Annotated in this window: 13 protein-coding genes; 5 read left to right on the forward strand and 8 right to left on the reverse strand. The window is 71.5% G+C overall.

The window, feature by feature from the left end; translation table 11 throughout:
* Positions 1-205 precede the first annotated feature (205 nt).
* From thpR to ABD205_RS02400, 4 genes are all read right to left on the reverse strand, one after another.
* Positions 206-784: an RNA 2',3'-cyclic phosphodiesterase gene (thpR, locus tag ABD205_RS02385; RefSeq protein WP_344042017.1), complete on the reverse strand. Its 579-nt coding sequence runs from the start codon at positions 782-784 to the stop codon at positions 206-208.
* Entirely contained in the window at positions 781-1,500 is a 720-nt protein-coding gene (locus ABD205_RS02390) for a VIT1/CCC1 transporter family protein (RefSeq protein WP_344042019.1), read from the reverse strand. Before ABD205_RS02390 ends, thpR begins: the two co-directional genes overlap by 4 nt.
* Positions 1,501-1,564: 64 nt before the next feature.
* Entirely contained in the window at positions 1,565-2,710 is a 1,146-nt protein-coding gene (locus ABD205_RS02395) for an acyl-CoA dehydrogenase family protein (RefSeq protein WP_344042021.1), read from the reverse strand.
* Between the two features lie 23 nt (positions 2,711-2,733).
* The gene (locus tag ABD205_RS02400; protein WP_344042023.1) at positions 2,734-4,188 is read right to left on the reverse strand and encodes an MDR family MFS transporter; all 1,455 of its coding nucleotides are present in this window, start codon (positions 4,186-4,188) and stop codon (positions 2,734-2,736) included.
* A 67-nt stretch (positions 4,189-4,255) separates the two neighbouring features.
* Between ABD205_RS02400 and glgX the strand changes: the two genes are divergently transcribed.
* The 3 genes from glgX to treZ are packed head-to-tail and all read left to right on the forward strand — an operon-like array spanning position 4,256 to position 10,577.
* Complete coding sequence (glgX, locus tag ABD205_RS02405; RefSeq protein WP_344042025.1) at positions 4,256-6,454, forward strand: glycogen debranching protein GlgX; 2,199 nt, start codon at positions 4,256-4,258, stop codon at positions 6,452-6,454.
* Complete coding sequence (gene treY / locus ABD205_RS02410) at positions 6,454-8,847, forward strand: malto-oligosyltrehalose synthase (protein ID WP_344042027.1); 2,394 nt, start codon at positions 6,454-6,456, stop codon at positions 8,845-8,847. Before glgX ends, treY begins: the two co-directional genes overlap by 1 nt.
* Positions 8,844-10,577: a malto-oligosyltrehalose trehalohydrolase gene (gene treZ, locus ABD205_RS02415; protein WP_344042029.1), complete on the forward strand. Its 1,734-nt coding sequence runs from the start codon at positions 8,844-8,846 to the stop codon at positions 10,575-10,577. The genes treY and treZ overlap by 4 nt, the downstream gene beginning before the upstream one ends.
* Before the next feature lie 166 nt (positions 10,578-10,743).
* Here treZ and ABD205_RS02420 read toward each other — a convergent pair whose 3' ends face one another.
* From ABD205_RS02420 to ABD205_RS02435, 4 genes are all read right to left on the reverse strand, one after another.
* The gene (locus tag ABD205_RS02420; protein ID WP_344042031.1) at positions 10,744-11,430 is read right to left on the reverse strand and encodes an NAD-dependent deacylase; all 687 of its coding nucleotides are present in this window, start codon (positions 11,428-11,430) and stop codon (positions 10,744-10,746) included.
* 145 nt (positions 11,431-11,575) lie between these two features.
* Entirely contained in the window at positions 11,576-12,022 is a 447-nt protein-coding gene (locus tag ABD205_RS02425; RefSeq protein ID WP_344042033.1) for an acyl-CoA thioesterase, read from the reverse strand.
* On the reverse strand, positions 12,019-13,371 hold the full coding sequence (locus tag ABD205_RS02430; RefSeq protein ID WP_344042035.1) for a hydroxyacid-oxoacid transhydrogenase: 1,353 nt from the start codon (positions 13,369-13,371) through the stop codon (positions 12,019-12,021). Before ABD205_RS02430 ends, ABD205_RS02425 begins: the two co-directional genes overlap by 4 nt.
* Before the next feature lie 124 nt (positions 13,372-13,495).
* The gene (locus tag ABD205_RS02435; protein WP_344042037.1) at positions 13,496-13,858 is read right to left on the reverse strand and encodes a PH domain-containing protein; all 363 of its coding nucleotides are present in this window, start codon (positions 13,856-13,858) and stop codon (positions 13,496-13,498) included.
* A gap of 181 nt (positions 13,859-14,039) precedes the next feature.
* On the opposite strand from ABD205_RS02435, the gene ABD205_RS02440 reads away from it, so the two are divergent.
* Together ABD205_RS02440 and ABD205_RS02445 are read left to right on the forward strand one after the other, a co-directional pair.
* Complete coding sequence (locus ABD205_RS02440) at positions 14,040-14,207, forward strand: hypothetical protein (RefSeq protein ID WP_344042039.1); 168 nt, start codon at positions 14,040-14,042, stop codon at positions 14,205-14,207.
* A gap of 126 nt (positions 14,208-14,333) precedes the next feature.
* On the forward strand, positions 14,334-15,242 hold the full coding sequence (locus ABD205_RS02445; protein ID WP_344042041.1) for an SMP-30/gluconolactonase/LRE family protein: 909 nt from the start codon (positions 14,334-14,336) through the stop codon (positions 15,240-15,242).
* Positions 15,243-15,339 lie beyond the last annotated feature (97 nt).

Here is a 15,339-nt window from a genome sequence, read left to right on the forward strand (position 1 = left end):
TCGTGCCGGGTCTCGGCGACGCCGGGGATCGGCTCTACGGCCTGGCCCAGTAGGGCTCCCCCGGCCGCCGTACTCCAGCACCACCCTGCCCTGCGCGGGGGTAACCGTCTGTTCGCAACGGTAACCGTCAGTTCGACACGCTGAATGACCCTTGCAACGGTCAGGTGGCGTATCGAACTGACGGTTACCCATCTACCGGGCGGTCTTACCCCGCCTGGCGACGACCCAGCGGGAACTCGCCGATCACCTCGTAGCGGGGGCGGTTGCGGGGGCCCTCCCCGAGATGGGACTGGACGAGGCTGAGGTTGTCGGCGGTCCAGGCCGGGCCGCGGTAGGCGTCCAGCAGGCGGACCCACCTCGTCACCTCCTGCGGATGACCGAGGCGCGCGACGGTCAGGTGCGGCCGGAAGCGCTGGCCGTCGACGTCGATGCCGCTCTTCGTCGCGGCCGCCCTGGCGCCGGTCGCCAGGCGGCTCAGCTCGGTGCGGCCCGACTCGTCGAGGTCGAGGCCGGTCCACAGCACCCGCGCGCGGGCCGCGTCGGGGAAGGCGCCGCCGCCGGCGATCGCCGTCTCCACGGGAGTACGCCGACCGGCGGCCCTCCCGAGTCGCTCGACCAGCTCGTCGAGCGACCGGTCGGGCACGTCCGCGAGGAACGCCAGCGTGACGTGGACCTGGTCGGCCTGCGTCCAGCGGAACTGGCCGGCCTCGCGGCGTACCTCCAGGAACTCGTCGAGGTCCTCCAGGGCCCGCTCCGGCGGGATCAGCGCGGCGAACAGCCTCACGAGATCCGGGTGCCGAGCAGGCGGCCGATCAGCAGTGTCACCCCCATGGCGAAGACGCCGCCGAGGACGTTGCGGAGCACCGCCGGCCAGGGGCGGGCGCGGCCGAGCCTCGCCGAGACGTAGCCGGTGATGGCCAGCGCCACGGCGACCGCGACGGCGGTGACGTAGAAGCGCTCCGGCGCCGGCAGCAGGATCGTGAGGAGGGGCAGCAGGGCACCGATCGAGAACGCGACCATCGAGGCGAGCGCCGCGCCCCAGGGGTTCGTGACGTCGTCGATGTCGATGCCGAACTCGAGGTCGGCGTGGGTGCGCAGCGCGTCCTTCGCGGTCATCTGCACGGCGGCCTGCTGCGCGATCTCGGGCGAGAGACCCTTCTCCTCCAGCATCAGGGTGAGGTGGGCCAGCTCCTCCTCGGGCATCCGGTCCAGGTCGTTGCGCTCGGCCTCGATGAGGGCCAGCTCGGCGTCGCGCTGGGTCGAGACCGAGACGTACTCCCCGGCAGCCATGGACAGCGCACCGGCGACGAGCGCGGCGGTGCCCGCGATGAGGATGGCGGAGCGTTCGCTGCTCGCACCCGCGACACCCATCACGATGCCCGCGACGGAGACGATGCCGTCGTTGGCGCCGAGCACCCCGGCGCGCAGCCAGTTGAGTCGGTTGCTGAGCCCCTCGGTGTCGCCGTGCTCGTGATGCGTCAGATCAGCCACCTCAGTCATACGGCCCATCGTCTCTTGCGAGACGATGGGCCGCAAAGAAGGTGAGGCTGGGCTCACTGGGCGCTCAGAGCCCGAGCTCGCGCCCGATCAGCTCCTTCATGATCTCGTTGGAGCCTGCCCAGATCTTGGTGACCCGGGCGTCACGCCAGGCCCGGGCGACGCGGTACTCGTTCATGAAGCCGTAGCCGCCGTGGAGCTGGACGCAGTGGTCGAGGACCTCCGACTGCGTCTGCGACGACCACCACTTCGCCTTGGCCGCCTCGGTCGAGGTCAGCTCACCGCGGGCGTGGGCGGCGACGCACTTGTCGATGTACGCCTCGCACACCTCGATCTGCGTGAAGAGCTCGGCCAGCAGGAACTTGTTGTGCTGGAAGTTGCCGATCGACTGGCCGAACGCCTTGCGGTCCTTGGCGTACTGCAGCGTCTCGACGAGGATCTGCTTCGCGTGGTGGGTGTTCGCGACCGCACACGAGATCCGCTCCTGCGGCAGCTTCTGCATCATGTGGATGAAGCCCATGTCCACCTCGCCGACCACCTCGGCGTCGGTGACGCGGACGTTCTCGAAGAACAGCTCGGCGGTGTCGGACTCCTCCATGCCGACCTTGTCGAGCTTGCGGCCGCGGCTGAAGCCCTCCTTGGTCGACTCGACGGCGAAGAGCGTGATGCCCTTCGGCCCCTTCTCGGGGTCGGTCCGCGCGGCGACGACGACCAGGTCGGCCGAGTATCCGTTGGTGATGAAGGTCTTGGAGCCGTTGATGACCCACTCGTCGCCGTCGCGGACGGCGGTGGTCCGCAGCGCAGCGAGGTCGGAGCCGCCGGAGGGCTCGGTCATGCCGATCGCGAGCAGGATCTCGCCCGACGAGACGCCCGGCAGCCAGCGCTTCTTCTGCTCCTCGGTGCCAAGCTCGACGATGTACGGCGCGGTGATGTCGACGTGGATCCCGACGCAGGTCGGGAACGCGGCCCCGACCTTCGCGAGCTCCTCCTCGAGGACGGCGTTGAAGCGGAAGTCGTCGGCACCGGCGCCGCCGTACTCCTCGGGGATGGAGAGACCGAGGAAGCCGTTCGCACCCGCCTCGAGCCAGAACTCGCGCGGGAGCGCCTTGTCGGCGATGTACTTGTCGGTGTTCGGGATGACCGAACGCTCGAGCCACTGGCGCACCGAGGCGCGGAAGTCCTCGTGGTCCTCGTCGTAGATGTCGCGCTTCATGCGCGCGATCCTACTCCGCGAAGTTACTCGCCCGTAACCTCGCCCGACGGCTCTGAGACGCGCTTCGGCATGAGGAGGGCGCTGCCCAGCAGGGCGACCGAGATCGCCGCGCTGACCACGAAGACGGTGTGCAGCGCCGGAGCGAGTACGCCGGCCGGCACCTGCTCCAGCGAGGGCACCCGGCCCCCGGACCGATCGGCGACGTACGCGTTCGCGACCGCGCCGAACACCGCGACCCCGACCGCGCTGCCCACCGAGCGGGCGAACATGTTGGCACCCGTCGCCACGCCCCGGCTGCGCCAGTCCACGCTCGACTGCGCCGCCACGACGCCCGGGCTCGCCACCAGGCCGAAGCCGAGACCCATGACGAAGCACGGCAGCGTCAGGTGCCAGAACGAGGCATCCGGACCGACCGTGAGGAGCAGCAGCGCGCCGAGGACCGTGATGACCGCGCCCAGGCCGACGGTCGCACGGAAGCCCAGGGTCAGGAAGAGGCGGCCCGCCTGCGAGGCCGCGATCGGCCAGCCGACGGTCATGCCGGCCAGCGCCAGCCCCGCCACGACGGCGCCATGACCGAGCACGTGCTGGGCGTAGAGCGGGACGTAGGAGGAGAGCCCCAGCATCACGCAGCCGACCAGGAAGCTGCCCGCGGCGGCCGCGTTGAGCACGCGGCGCCGGAACACCCACAGCGGAAGGACCGGCTCGGCGGCGCGGCGCTCGACGGCGACGAAGCCGGCCAGCAGCACCACCGAGACGGCGAAGATCGCGATGCTCGTCCCCGAGTCCCAGGCCCAGCGCTGGCCGCCCTCGAGCATGCCGAGCAGGAGCAGCACGCCTCCGGCGGTCAGCAGCAACGCGCCGGCCCAGTCGACCGACGTACGCCGCCGCTCGACCCGCTCGTCGAAGCGCCGCAGCATCCAGACGGCCGCGAGGCCGATCGGCACGTTGACGAAGAAGATCCACCGCCACGAGAGGTAGTCGGCGAACACGCCGCCGAGGGTGGGGCCGACGAGGGAGGCCATCGCCCAGACCGAGGCGATGTAGCCCTGGACCTTCGCGCGCTCCTCCATCGTGTAGATGTCGCCGACGATCGTCATGCCCATCGGCTGCACGGCGCCCGCGCCGAGGCCCTGGATCGCCCGGAAGACGATCAGCCCGGTCATCGACCAGGCGAAGCCGCACAGCACCGAGCCGCCGACGAACAGGAAGATCCCGAGGAGCATCACCGGCTTGCGGCCGAGCACGTCGGCGAGCTTGCCGTAGATCGGGACGGTCACCGCCGTGGTGAGCAGGTAGACCGAGAACAGCCACGGGAACTGGGCGAAGCCGCCGAGGTCCTCGACGACGCTGGGGACGGCGGTGGCGAGGATCGTGGTGTCGATCGCGACGAGCCCGATGCTCAGCATCACCGCGAGGAGGACGGGCCCCCGCTCGCTGCGCAGACCGATGTCGCGCCTGCTGATGGTGGTACTCGTCACGGTAAAGACAAGTGCCGGGAGCCGTTGATCATTCCCGCAGTGGATACCTAGCGGCATGATCGATCCCGTGGATGTCTGGCCCGGGCAGCCCTACCCCCTCGGCGCGACGTTCGACGGGAGCGGAACCAACTTCGCTCTCTTCAGCGAGGCGGCCGAGCGTGTGGAGCTGTGCCTCTTCGACGACGAGGGGCAGGAGAGCCGCGTCGAGCTGACCGAGGTGGACGCGTTCGTCTGGCACGGCTACCTGCCCCAGGTGCAGCCGGGGCAGCGCTACGGCTACCGCGTGCACGGCCCCTGGGATCTCTCCCGCGGCCTGCGCTGCAACCCGAACAAGCTCCTGCTCGACCCCTACGCCAAGGCGACGTACGGCGAGATCGACTGGGACCCGAGCCTCTTCGGCTACCGGTTCGACGCGCCCGACGAGCGCAACGACGACGACTCCGCGCCGCACATGATGCTGGGGGTCGTCGTCAACCCGTTCTTCGACTGGGAGGGCGACACCCGGCCGCGCTACCGCTACAACGAGTCGGTCATCTACGAGGCGCACGTCAAGGGGCTGACCCAGCTGCACCCGGACGTGCCCGAGGAGCTCCGCGGCACGTACGCCGGCCTGGCCCACCCCGCCACCATCGAGCACCTGACCAAGCTGGGGATCACTGCCGTCGAGCTGATGCCGGTGCACCAGTTCGTCCAGGACGACACCCTGCTGCAGAAGGGCCTGCGCAACTACTGGGGCTACAACACCCTGGGCTTCTTCGCCCCGCACGCGCAGTACGCGAGCCGGGCCGAGGCGGGCCAGCAGGTGCAGGAGTTCAAGCAGATGGTGAAGACCCTGCACGCCGCGGACATCGAGGTGATCCTCGACGTGGTCTACAACCACACCGCCGAGGGCAACCACCTCGGTCCGACGCTGTCGTTCCGGGGCATCGACAACCCGGCGTACTACCGGCTCGTCGAGGACGACCAGCAGTACTACATGGACTACACCGGCACCGGCAACAGCCTCAACGTCCGCCAGCCGCACTCGCTGCAGCTGCTGATGGACTCGCTGCGCTACTGGGTGACCGAGATGCACGTCGACGGCTTCCGGTTCGACCTGGCTGCGACGCTGGCGCGGGAGTTCTACGACGTCGACCGGCTGTCCTCCTTCTTCGAGCTCGTGCAGCAGGACCCGGTCGTCTCCCAGGTCAAGCTGATCGCCGAGCCGTGGGACATCGGGCCCGGCGGCTACCAGGTGGGCGGGTTCCCGCCGAACTGGACCGAGTGGAACGGCAAGTACCGCGACACCGTGCGCGACTTCTGGCGGGGCGAGCCGTCGCTGGGCGAGTTCGCCTCCCGGTTGGCGGGCTCCTCCGACCTCTACGAGCACAGCGGGCGCAAGCCGTTCGCGTCGATCAACTTCGTGACGGCGCACGACGGGTTCACCATGCGCGACCTCGTCTCCTACGACGAGAAGCACAACGACGCCAACGGCGAGGACAACAACGACGGCGAGAGCCACAACCGGTCCTGGAACCACGGGGTCGAGGGGCCCACCGACGACCCGGCGATCCTGGGTGCCCGCGCCAAGTCGCAGCGCAACCTGCTCGCGACGCTGCTGCTGAGCCAGGGCGTCCCGATGATCCTGCACGGAGACGAGCTGGGCCGGACGCAGCAGGGCAACAACAACGTCTACGCCCAGGACAACGAGCTGAGCTGGGTGCACTGGGACCAGGCGGACACTCCCCTGGTCGAGTTCACCGCGGCGCTGATCCGGCTGCGGCGCTCCCACCCGACGTTCCGGCGGCGGCGGTTCTTCGCCGGCACCACGGTCCGCACGCCCGTGGCCGGCGGCGAGGGCGACCGGCTCAACGACATCGTCTGGCTCGCCCTGAGCGGCAAGCCGATGGTGGACGGCGAGTGGACCGACGGCGGCCAGGCGATCGGCATGTACCTCAACGGACAGGGCATCGCCGGCACCGACGCCCGCGGTGAGCGCATCGTCGACGACCACTTCCTCATCTACTTCAACGCCGGCGGTGCGGCCGAGGCCACCCTCCCGTCGGACGAGTACGCCGCCGACTGGGACGTCGTCGTCGACACCGGCGGGGCCGCGGACGGCCGCGGGACGGTGTACGCCGGCTCGGTCCTGCCGCTGGCCGACAACTCGGTCGTCGTCCTCCGCGAGCACCGGGCACCCTCGACCGAGCCCGACCTCTCGGTCGCCGCGTCGGTGGCCGCCCAGGCGAGCCAGGCGTCCAACGGCAACGGGGCCGAGGAGGGGTGATGCGCGTCCCGGTCAGCACCTACCGGTTGCAGATCACCCGCGACTTCGACCTGTTCGAGGCGGCCCGGCGGCTGCCGTACCTGCACGACCTCGGCGTGGACTGGGTCTACCTGTCCCCGCTGCTGGCGGCGGAGCCCGGCAGCGACCACGGGTACGACGTCGTCGCGTTCGACCGGATCGACCCCGACCGCGGCGGTGCCGAGGGGCTGGCCGCGGTCTCGCGGGAGGCGCGGCGGCTCGGCATGGGCGTGCTCGTCGACATCGTCCCCAACCACGTCGGCGTCGCGACCCCGGCCGAGGACCTCTGGTGGTGGGACGTGCTGCGTCTGGGCCGCGACTCCGAGCACGCGACCGCGTTCGACATCGACTGGGCGGCCGGCGAGGGCCGGATCCGGATCCCGGTCGTCGGCGACGACGACCAGTCCGCCCCGGGTGAGAGCGGGCCGGACGGCGGCGCGGACGGCGGCGTGGGTGGCGTGATCACCAACCTGCGCCTCGTGGACACCCCGGAGGGCGGCGAGCTGCTCTACCACGACCACCACTACCCGCTGGCGCCCGGCACGTGGGAGCCCGGGGACGACCCCGACGTCGTCCACGAGCGGCAGCACTACGAGCTGGTCAACTGGCACGTGGCCGACGAGGGGCTGAACTACCGGCGCTTCTTCGCGGTCAACACCCTGGCCGCCGTACGCGTCGAGGACCCGGAGGTCTTCGCCGAGACGCACATCGAGATCAGGCGGTGGTTCGACGAGGAGCTGGTCGACGGGCTCCGCGTCGACCACCCCGACGGCCTGCGCGACCCGCGGCGCTACCTCGACGATCTCGCCGCCCTGACCGGCGGCGCCTACGTGCTGGTCGAGAAGATCCTCGAGACCGGCGAGGAGCTGCCCCGCGACTGGGCCACCGCCGGCACGACCGGATACGACGCCCTCGCGCTCGTCGACCGGGTGCTCACCGACCCCGCCGGCCAGGCGCCGCTGGACGAGCTCGAGACGCGGCTGCGCGGAGCGCCCGTGGAGTGGTCGACGATGACCCACGACCTCAAGCGGCAGGTCGCCGACACGATCCTGCACTCCGAGGTGCGCCGGATCACCCGCGAGGCGCGACGTCTCGGCGTCGTCCACGGAGCGGGTCCGGCCGGCGCCTTCGGACGGGTCGAGGACGCGGTGGCCGAGCTGCTCGCGAGCTTCCCGGTCTACCGCTCCTACCTGCCCGAGGGCCGCGAGCACCTCGACGAGGCATTCGCCCGCGCGCGGATCCGGCGCCCCGACCTCGAGGCGACGTACGACCTGCTGCTGCCCGTGCTCTCCGACCCGTGGACCCCGCCCGCGCGGCGGTTCCAGCAGACCAGCGGGATGGTGATGGCCAAGGGCGTCGAGGACTGCGCGTTCTACCGCTGGTCGCGGCTCACCTCCCTCAACGAGGTCGGCGGCGACCCGTCGCTCTACTCCCTCGCGGTGCCGGACTTCCACGAGGCGATGGCCGCGCGGCAGCAGCACTGGCCGCACGCGATGACCACCCTCTCGACCCACGACACCAAGCGCGGCGAGGACGTCCGGGCCCGCATCGGGGTGCTCGCCGAGCTGCCGGGCGACTGGGCGACCACGCTCGAGGGGGTGCTCGGTCTCGTCGAGTCTCCCGACCCCGGCTTCGCGTCGCTGCTCCTGCAGGCGGCGATCGGGGCCTGGCCGATCTCGCGGGAGCGCCTGCACGCGTACGCCGAGAAGGCGATGCGCGAGGCCGGCGACCACACCACGTGGACCGAGGTCGACGAGGACTACGAGTCCGCGATGCACGGCCTCGTCGACAGCCTGTACGACGACGAGCGGGTGCGCGCCACGGTCGAGCCGTTCGTCCGGCGGATCGCCGGGCCCGGCTGGTCGAACGCGCTGTCCGCCAAGCTGCTCGCGCTCACCATGCCGGGCGTGCCCGACGTCTACCAGGGCAGCGAGCTGTGGGAGCAGAGCCTGGTCGACCCGGACAACCGGCGCCCGGTCGACCTCGACCTCCGGACGGGGCTGCTCGACTCGCTCGACGCTCCCCCGCCGCTGACCGACGCCCTGGACGAGGGTGGCGCCGCGAAGCTCCACCTCGTCCGCCGCGCGCTCACCCTGCGCCGCGACCGACCGGACCTGTTCGCCGGCTACACCCCGGTGCCCGCGGTCGGACCGGCCGCCGACCACGTCGTCGCGTTCGACCGCGGCGGCGCCCTCACCGTCGCCACCCGGATGCCGGTCGGTCTGGAGCGGGCCGGGGGCTGGCAGGGCACACGGCTCGAGCTCCCACCGGGACGCTGGCGCGACGAGCTGTCGGGCGCCGAGACGACCACCGGTCAGCTCGGCTGCCTGCTGGCGGTCTACCCGGTCGCGCTCCTGGTCAGGGTCCAGGCATGACGCCTTCCAGGCCCCCCTTCAGCGTGTGGGCGCCGCGACCCGAGCGGGTGCGCCTGCTGGTCGGCGGCGAGACCGTCGAGATGACCCGGGACGGTGACGGCTGGTGGACGCCGCGTGGCGACGTCCCGTCCGGCGACGTCGACTACGGCTACCTGCTCGACGGCGACCCGACGCCGCGCCCGGACCCTCGCTCGCGCTGTCAGCCCGACGGGGTGCACGGACTGTCGCGGACGTTCGACGCCTCGGCGTACGACTGGGGGGACGGGGGCTGGGCCGGCCGCCAGCTGGCCGGGTCGGTCGTCTACGAGCTGCACATCGGCACCTTCACGCCCGAGGGCACCCTCGACGCGGCGGCGGAGCGGCTGGGCCACCTGCGCTCGATCGGCGTGGACATGGTCGAGCTGATGCCGGTCAACGCGTTCAACGGCACCCACAACTGGGGCTATGACGGCGTGCTGTGGTCGTGCGTCCACGAGGAGTACGGCGGCCCGGCGGCGTACCAGCGCTTCGTCGACGCGTGCCACGCGACCGGGCTCGGCGTGATCCAGGACGTCGTCTACAACCACCTCGGCCCCTCGGGCAACTACCTGCCGCTGTTCGGCCCCTACCTCAAGGAGGGCCGCAACACGTGGGGTGACCTGGTCAACCTGGACGGTCCGGGCGGCGACGAGGTGCGGCGCCACATCCTGGACAACGTCCGGATGTGGCTCTCGGACTACCACGTCGACGGGCTGCGGCTCGACGCCGTGCACGCACTCGCGGACGCGTCGCCAACGCACCTCCTGGAGGAGATGGCGATCGAGGTCGCGGCGCTCTCCGCCCACCAGCGCCGGCCGCTGACGCTCATCGCGGAGTCCGACCTCAACGACGCACGGCTGGTGACCCCGCGCGAGGCCGGGGGGCGCGGGCTCGACGCGCAGTGGAGCGACGACTTCCACCACGCGTTGCACGTGGCGCTGACCGGGGAGACGGCCGGCTACTACGCCGACTTCGAGCCGCTGTCCGCCTTGGCGAAGGTGTGCGAGCGCGGCTTCTTCCACGACGGCACCTGGTCGTCGTTCCGTGGACGGCCCCACGGGCGGCCGATCGACCGGGCGGCGATGCCGACCTGGCGGCTGGTGGTCGCGAACCAGAACCACGACCAGATCGGCAACCGGGCGGCCGGCGACCGGCTCACCGCACGCCTCGACGACGACCAGCTAGCCTGCGCCGCGCTGCTGACCCTGTGCGGGCCGTTCACGCCGATGCTCTTCATGGGCGAGGAGTTCGCCGCCTCGACCCCGTTCCAGTTCTTCACGTCACACCCCGAGCCGGAGCTCGGTCGCGCGACGGCGGAGGGCCGGATCGCGGAGTTCGCGTCGCACGGCTGGGACGCGTCGGAGGTGCCCGATCCGCAGGACCCGGCGACGTTCGCACGGTCGCGATTGGACTGGTCCGAGGCGTCGACCGGCCGCGGGGCGCGCATGCTCGAGGTCTACCGGTCGCTGGCGGACCTGCGACGGCAGCTGCCGGACCTCACGGACCCGGCGTTCACGGACGTGCAGTGCACGGTCGACGGTCGCCTGTTCACGCTCCGGCGGGGGCGCACGCTGCTGGCGGTGAACTTCGGTGGGTCGCCGGCGGTCGTCGAGGCGCCCGGGATGGAGCTGCTCTTCGCCACACCGGCCGGGGCGTCGTACGACGGCGAGCGGGTGAGCCTGCCCGCTCATGCCGGCGCCCTGCTCGCGTAGGCCGGTCGTGAGGGGCGCGCAGGAGCCCGGGGGTAACTCAGTGTTCGCTGAGGTGACTCAGCGTTCGCCCAGGTGAGGCGCCGATGGGACGGCCGTCCACCTGTGCGAACGATGAGTTACCCCGGGTGATGTCTCGGTCGGGGCTTGCCGGGGCTTGCCGGGCTGGTCAGCTGGTGAGGTCGCGCACCCAGGCCGGCACGACAGTGCCGGCCGGGCCGTGCCGCCGCTCGTCGAACATCAGCGACCCCTGCGACGGCTCGAGGTTGAGCTCGAGCGTGCGGGCGCCGTACGCACGAGCGGCCGTGACGAAGCCGGCGGCCGGGTAGACCGCGCCGCTGGTGCCGATCGACACGAACAGGTCGGCGCCACGCAGTGCGTCGTCGATGCGGTCGAGCTCGTAGGGGAGCTCACCGAACCAGACGATGTCGGGCCGCAGCGTCCGCTCGCCGCAGCCCGGGCAGCCCGGCCCGCCGAGCAGCGGCGCGTCCCAGCGGAACCTGCCGTCGCACGCCCCGCACCAGGCGCTCAGCAGCTCGCCGTGCATGTGGACGACGCTTCGCGAGCCGGCCCGCTCGTGGAGGTCGTCGACGTTCTGCGTCACCACGAGCACGTCGTGGCGCTCGTGCTGCTCGAGCTCGGCCAGCGCTCGGTGTGCCGGGTTGGGCTCCACGACCGCGAGGTGGGCGCGGCGGTCGTCGTAGAACCGCTGCACCGCCTCCGGGTCGCGGGCGAACCCCTCCGGCGTGGCGACGTCCTCGACCCGGTGCCCCTCCCAGAGCCCGTCGGAGGCCCGGAACGTCGGCACCCCGCTCTCCGCTGAGATCCCGGCTCCGGTGAGCACGACGATTTTCACGGGGTCGAGGGTACGGCGCCTTTGCGGACGTCATACGGAGTGGTCCGTGGAGCAACCAGGTCGTATGACGTCCCAAGGTGGGCCGTCGGGCCGCCCTGCCGGACGTCATACGAAGTGGCGCGTGGAGCAACCAGGTCGTATGACGTCAGGCCTGGATCGCGGCGAGGGCGTCGCGGAGTGCGTCAGGGATCGGCGTCGACGTACGCGTCTCGCGGTCGACGAAGACGTGCACGAAGTGCCCGTGCGCGACGGCCTCGTCGTCGTCGGCCGTGAAGATCGCGATGCCGTACGTCACCGCGCGAGTGCCCAGCCGGTCCACGCGCAGCCCGGCGCGCAGCCGCTGGGGGAACGCGACCGGCGCGTGATAGCTGCAGCCCGACTCGACGACGAGCCCGATCACCGGCGCGTGCTCGATGTCGAGGCCGCCCGCCTCGATCAGGTAGGCGTTCGCGACGGTGTCGAAGTAGCTGTAGTAGGTGACGTTGTTGACGTGCCCGTAGACGTCGTTGTCCATCCAGCGTGTCGTGAGCTCCGCGTGGTGCGGGTAGTCGCCGTACGCCGGCCGCCCGGCCCTGCCCTCCGTGCCGGTCACCAGCACCTCAGCGCGTCCCGGAAGATCGCGTCCAGCTCGGCCTCGTGGACCTGGCTCGGCGCGTTGTCCAGCAGCCGGCGCTGCGGGGCGGCGCCCTTCACCAGGTCGGGTACGTCGGCGAGCGTGTAGCCGACGCCCCCGATGCCGTTCGGGGCGCCGACGTCGTGCATGAGCCCGGCCATCGTCTCGGCGAGCACGTCGCCCGCCTCCCCCGGCGCGACGCCGGCGGTGTCGCCGCCCAGCAGCCGGGCGGCCTCGAGGTGACGGAACGGCGCGGTCGCCGCCAGTGCCCGGAACGCCGCCGGGGCGCTGACGGCGACGGCGAAACCGTGCGGGACCAGCGGCGCGCCCTGCGGGTAGCCGACGGGGCGGTAGTCGCCGCCGATGTCGTGCAGGCGGCCGGCCACGGCGTACGCCATCGCGTGCGGGACGTGGACGCCGGCGTTGCCGAACGCGATGCCGGCCAGCGTGGCCGCCCACATCAGCTGCGTCCGGGCCTCGTCGTCGTGGGCGTCCGCGACGGCACGGCGCAAGTAGCGGCCGATCAGCTCGATCGCCTGCCGCGCGCCGAGGTCGCTCCACGGGTTCGCGCCCTGGCTGGCCGGGCGGGCGGTCGCGGGCGACGACGCGGCGCGGCTCGTGAACGGCCGGGCGGTGAGCGACTCGATCGCGTGGCAGAGCACGTCGAGACCGCTGCTCGCGACGACGGCGGCGGGCAGCGAGGCGGTCGTCCGCGGGTCGACGACGGCCTCGGTCGGCCGCAGCCGCGCGCTGGAGACGCCGGTCTTCGCGTGCGCGCTGAGCAGGTCGAAGATCGCGATCCCGGTCACCTCGCTGCCCGTGCCGCTCGTCGTCGGGCAGGCGACGTGCGGCTTGAGCGCGCCGGGCACCGGTCGGCCGCCGCCGAGGGGCGCGTTGACGTAGTCGAGCAGGTCGCCGGGGTGGGTCGCGAGCAGGTTGGCCAGCTTGGCGGTGTCCATGACGGAGCCGCCGCCGAGCGAGACGAAGGCGTCGGCACAGGTCTCGCGCGCGAACGCCACGGCAGCCTCGACCGAGACGTCGGTCGGCTCGACCAGGACCTCGTCGAAGACGACCACCTCGAGGTTGCGCCGACGCAGCGAGGTCAGCGTGTCGTCGTACCACTCGGTGGCGCGGAGCCGGGCGTCGGTGAAGAGGGCGACGCGGCCACCCTGCGCCCGATCGGGGTCGGGCAGGTGCGAGGCGACCCGATCACCCACCTCACCCAGCGAGCCCGCGCCGAACGTGACGCGCGAGGAGTCGACAGTGAACGCGGACTCGAGCTCGACCGGGGCCCGGTCGGCGTGGGTGTGATGGAGGTGTGGGCGCATCGTGGCGCCATGCAACCACAGGTCCGCCGCCCGGCGCCCGCGACCTCGCGTCCGGGAGGCCTGAGTGTCTCGGCCACCCCTGGCTGGACGAGACACTCAGGCCTCCCGGCCTGCCCACCCTGCGTCAGATGAACGGCCCCTTCATCCGACGGGCGTTGCCCGCTCCGAGGCTCGCTCGGCCACGGAGCACGGACTCGAACGCGTCCGGCATCTCGGGGGTGACGACGGGACTGACCCTGTGCCCGAGGTCGACGACGAAGCCGGCCTTCTTCTTCGGTCGCCTCGTGTCGAGGTTGGCCCAGTAACGCGGGTTGCCCGTCCCCCAGATCCGCCACCTGCCGGACCACAGGCCGTGGATCTCGATGCGTTGGAGCCCTTGGATCTGCGTGTACGGGACGTTCTTGGTCCCGAAGGGGAAGTAGTAGCGGTGGATCTCCAGCCCATCCGGGCCGCACACGATCGTGCCGTCGTCGTACGTGTCGGTCACCCTCGAACCGTACTCCGCACCGAGCTCCTGCGAGCCGTCCCGACCGAGGCCAACTCCCCACTGAACGGGCCGGACGGACCGCGAAAAACCACCCGCAGTGTGCGGGCGAAGACGGCCAGCAGGCCTTGTTGGGGTCGTCTCGCCGGGCGCAGACTGGTGCTCTCGTGCAAGGAGCAGCGTCATGAGCATGTTGCGAGCGATCGGATGCAAGGTGGGCTGGCACGACTGGGGGCCAGTAGGCGGAGACGTAGCGGGCGCCCACCACACGTGCCGCTACTGCGACAAGACGAAGCGGGTCGACACCGGGAAGCCGCCGGAGGCCCACGACAAGTCTGCGATCCACACCTAGGCGACAGACGCCTACAGGTCGGCGGCCGGCGCTCGCACGCCGGCGACGGGCGCTCGCGCGCCACGGGGAGGCCGCTCCCCTGAAAGCGAGGAATCTGCGATGAACGGTCCGAGCAGGAAGTCAGTGATGGGGGCCGTTCTCGCGGCCGTGACAGCTGTGGCACTGCTGGCGCCACCGGCGGCCGCCCACCGACCGGACCGGGCGATCGTCCTGCCGCAAGCCACCGGCACGGAAGGGGTCGCGAGGCTCGACGGGCAGACGTTCTTCGCCGGCGACCTGCTCACGGGCGACATCTACCGCGGCAGCATCAACAAGGGGCGGGCTGCCAAGTTCGTCGACGCGCCTGCCGGCCGCTTCGCCACCGGCATGAAGGCCGACGCCTCCGACGGGCTCCTGTTCGTGGCGGGCGGCCCGACCGGGGCCGGCTACGTGTACGACACCCGCACCGGCGCGCCCGTGTCGTCGTACCAGTTCCAGACGCCCCCGACGCCGACCTTCATCAACGACGTCGCGCTGACCAGGAGGGGTGCTTGGTTCACCGACTCGAGCCAGGCGCTGCTCTACTTCGTGCCCGTGGTCCACGGGGTGCCGTCCAGCGGCTTCACGACCCTGAGGCTCAGCGGCCCGGCGGCCGACCTGAGCGGGGCGTTCAACAGCAACGGCATCCAGGCGGTCAGGGGCGGCAACAAGCTGATCGTCGCGCACACGGGCAACGGCGTTCTCAACCTGGTCGACGCCGCGACCGGCGCCAGCACCACCATCGCGGGCGTCAGCGTCCCGAACGTCGACGGCATCCTGATGAAGGGCAGCCGCGAGCTCTTCGCGGTCCAGAACTCGGACAACCTGCTCAGCGTCTGGAAGCTGAGCGCCGACCTCCGCTCGGGCAGGATGCAGAGGACCATCACCAGCCCGCTGTTCGAGACACCCACGACCGTCGCCCGGTTCGGCAGTCGCCTCGCGGTCGCCAACGCCAAGTTCGACACCGGCTTCCCGCCGACCGCGTCTCAGTACGAGGTCGTCGTCGTCTCCCGCTGACGACTCCCCCGGCCCGGACGTCATACGAGCTGGCTGCCAGGGCAACCAGCTCGTATGACGTTGCGGCTCAGTTCTGGGCGGCCTTGTCGGCACCCCG

It is taken from the genome of Nocardioides panacihumi, assembly GCF_039530925.1.
GTDB lineage: Bacteria > Actinomycetota > Actinomycetes > Propionibacteriales > Nocardioidaceae > Nocardioides > Nocardioides panacihumi.

Bases quoted from the DNA above. Each gene is read 5' to 3' on its own strand.
- ABD205_RS02395 (WP_344042021.1), bottom strand. From the start codon at position 2,710: ATGAAGCGCGACATCTACGACGAGGACCACGAGGACTTCCGCGCCTCG.
- treY (WP_344042027.1), top strand. From the start codon at position 6,454: ATGCGCGTCCCGGTCAGCACCTACCGGTTGCAGATCACCCGCGACTTC.
- treZ (WP_344042029.1), top strand. From the start codon at position 8,844: ATGACGCCTTCCAGGCCCCCCTTCAGCGTGTGGGCGCCGCGACCCGAG.
- ABD205_RS02390 (WP_344042019.1), bottom strand. From the start codon at position 1,500: ATGACTGAGGTGGCTGATCTGACGCATCACGAGCACGGCGACACCGAG.
- ABD205_RS02445 (WP_344042041.1), top strand. From the start codon at position 14,334: ATGGGGGCCGTTCTCGCGGCCGTGACAGCTGTGGCACTGCTGGCGCCA.
- ABD205_RS02440 (WP_344042039.1), top strand. From the start codon at position 14,040: ATGAGCATGTTGCGAGCGATCGGATGCAAGGTGGGCTGGCACGACTGG.
- ABD205_RS02430 (WP_344042035.1), bottom strand. From the start codon at position 13,371: ATGCGCCCACACCTCCATCACACCCACGCCGACCGGGCCCCGGTCGAG.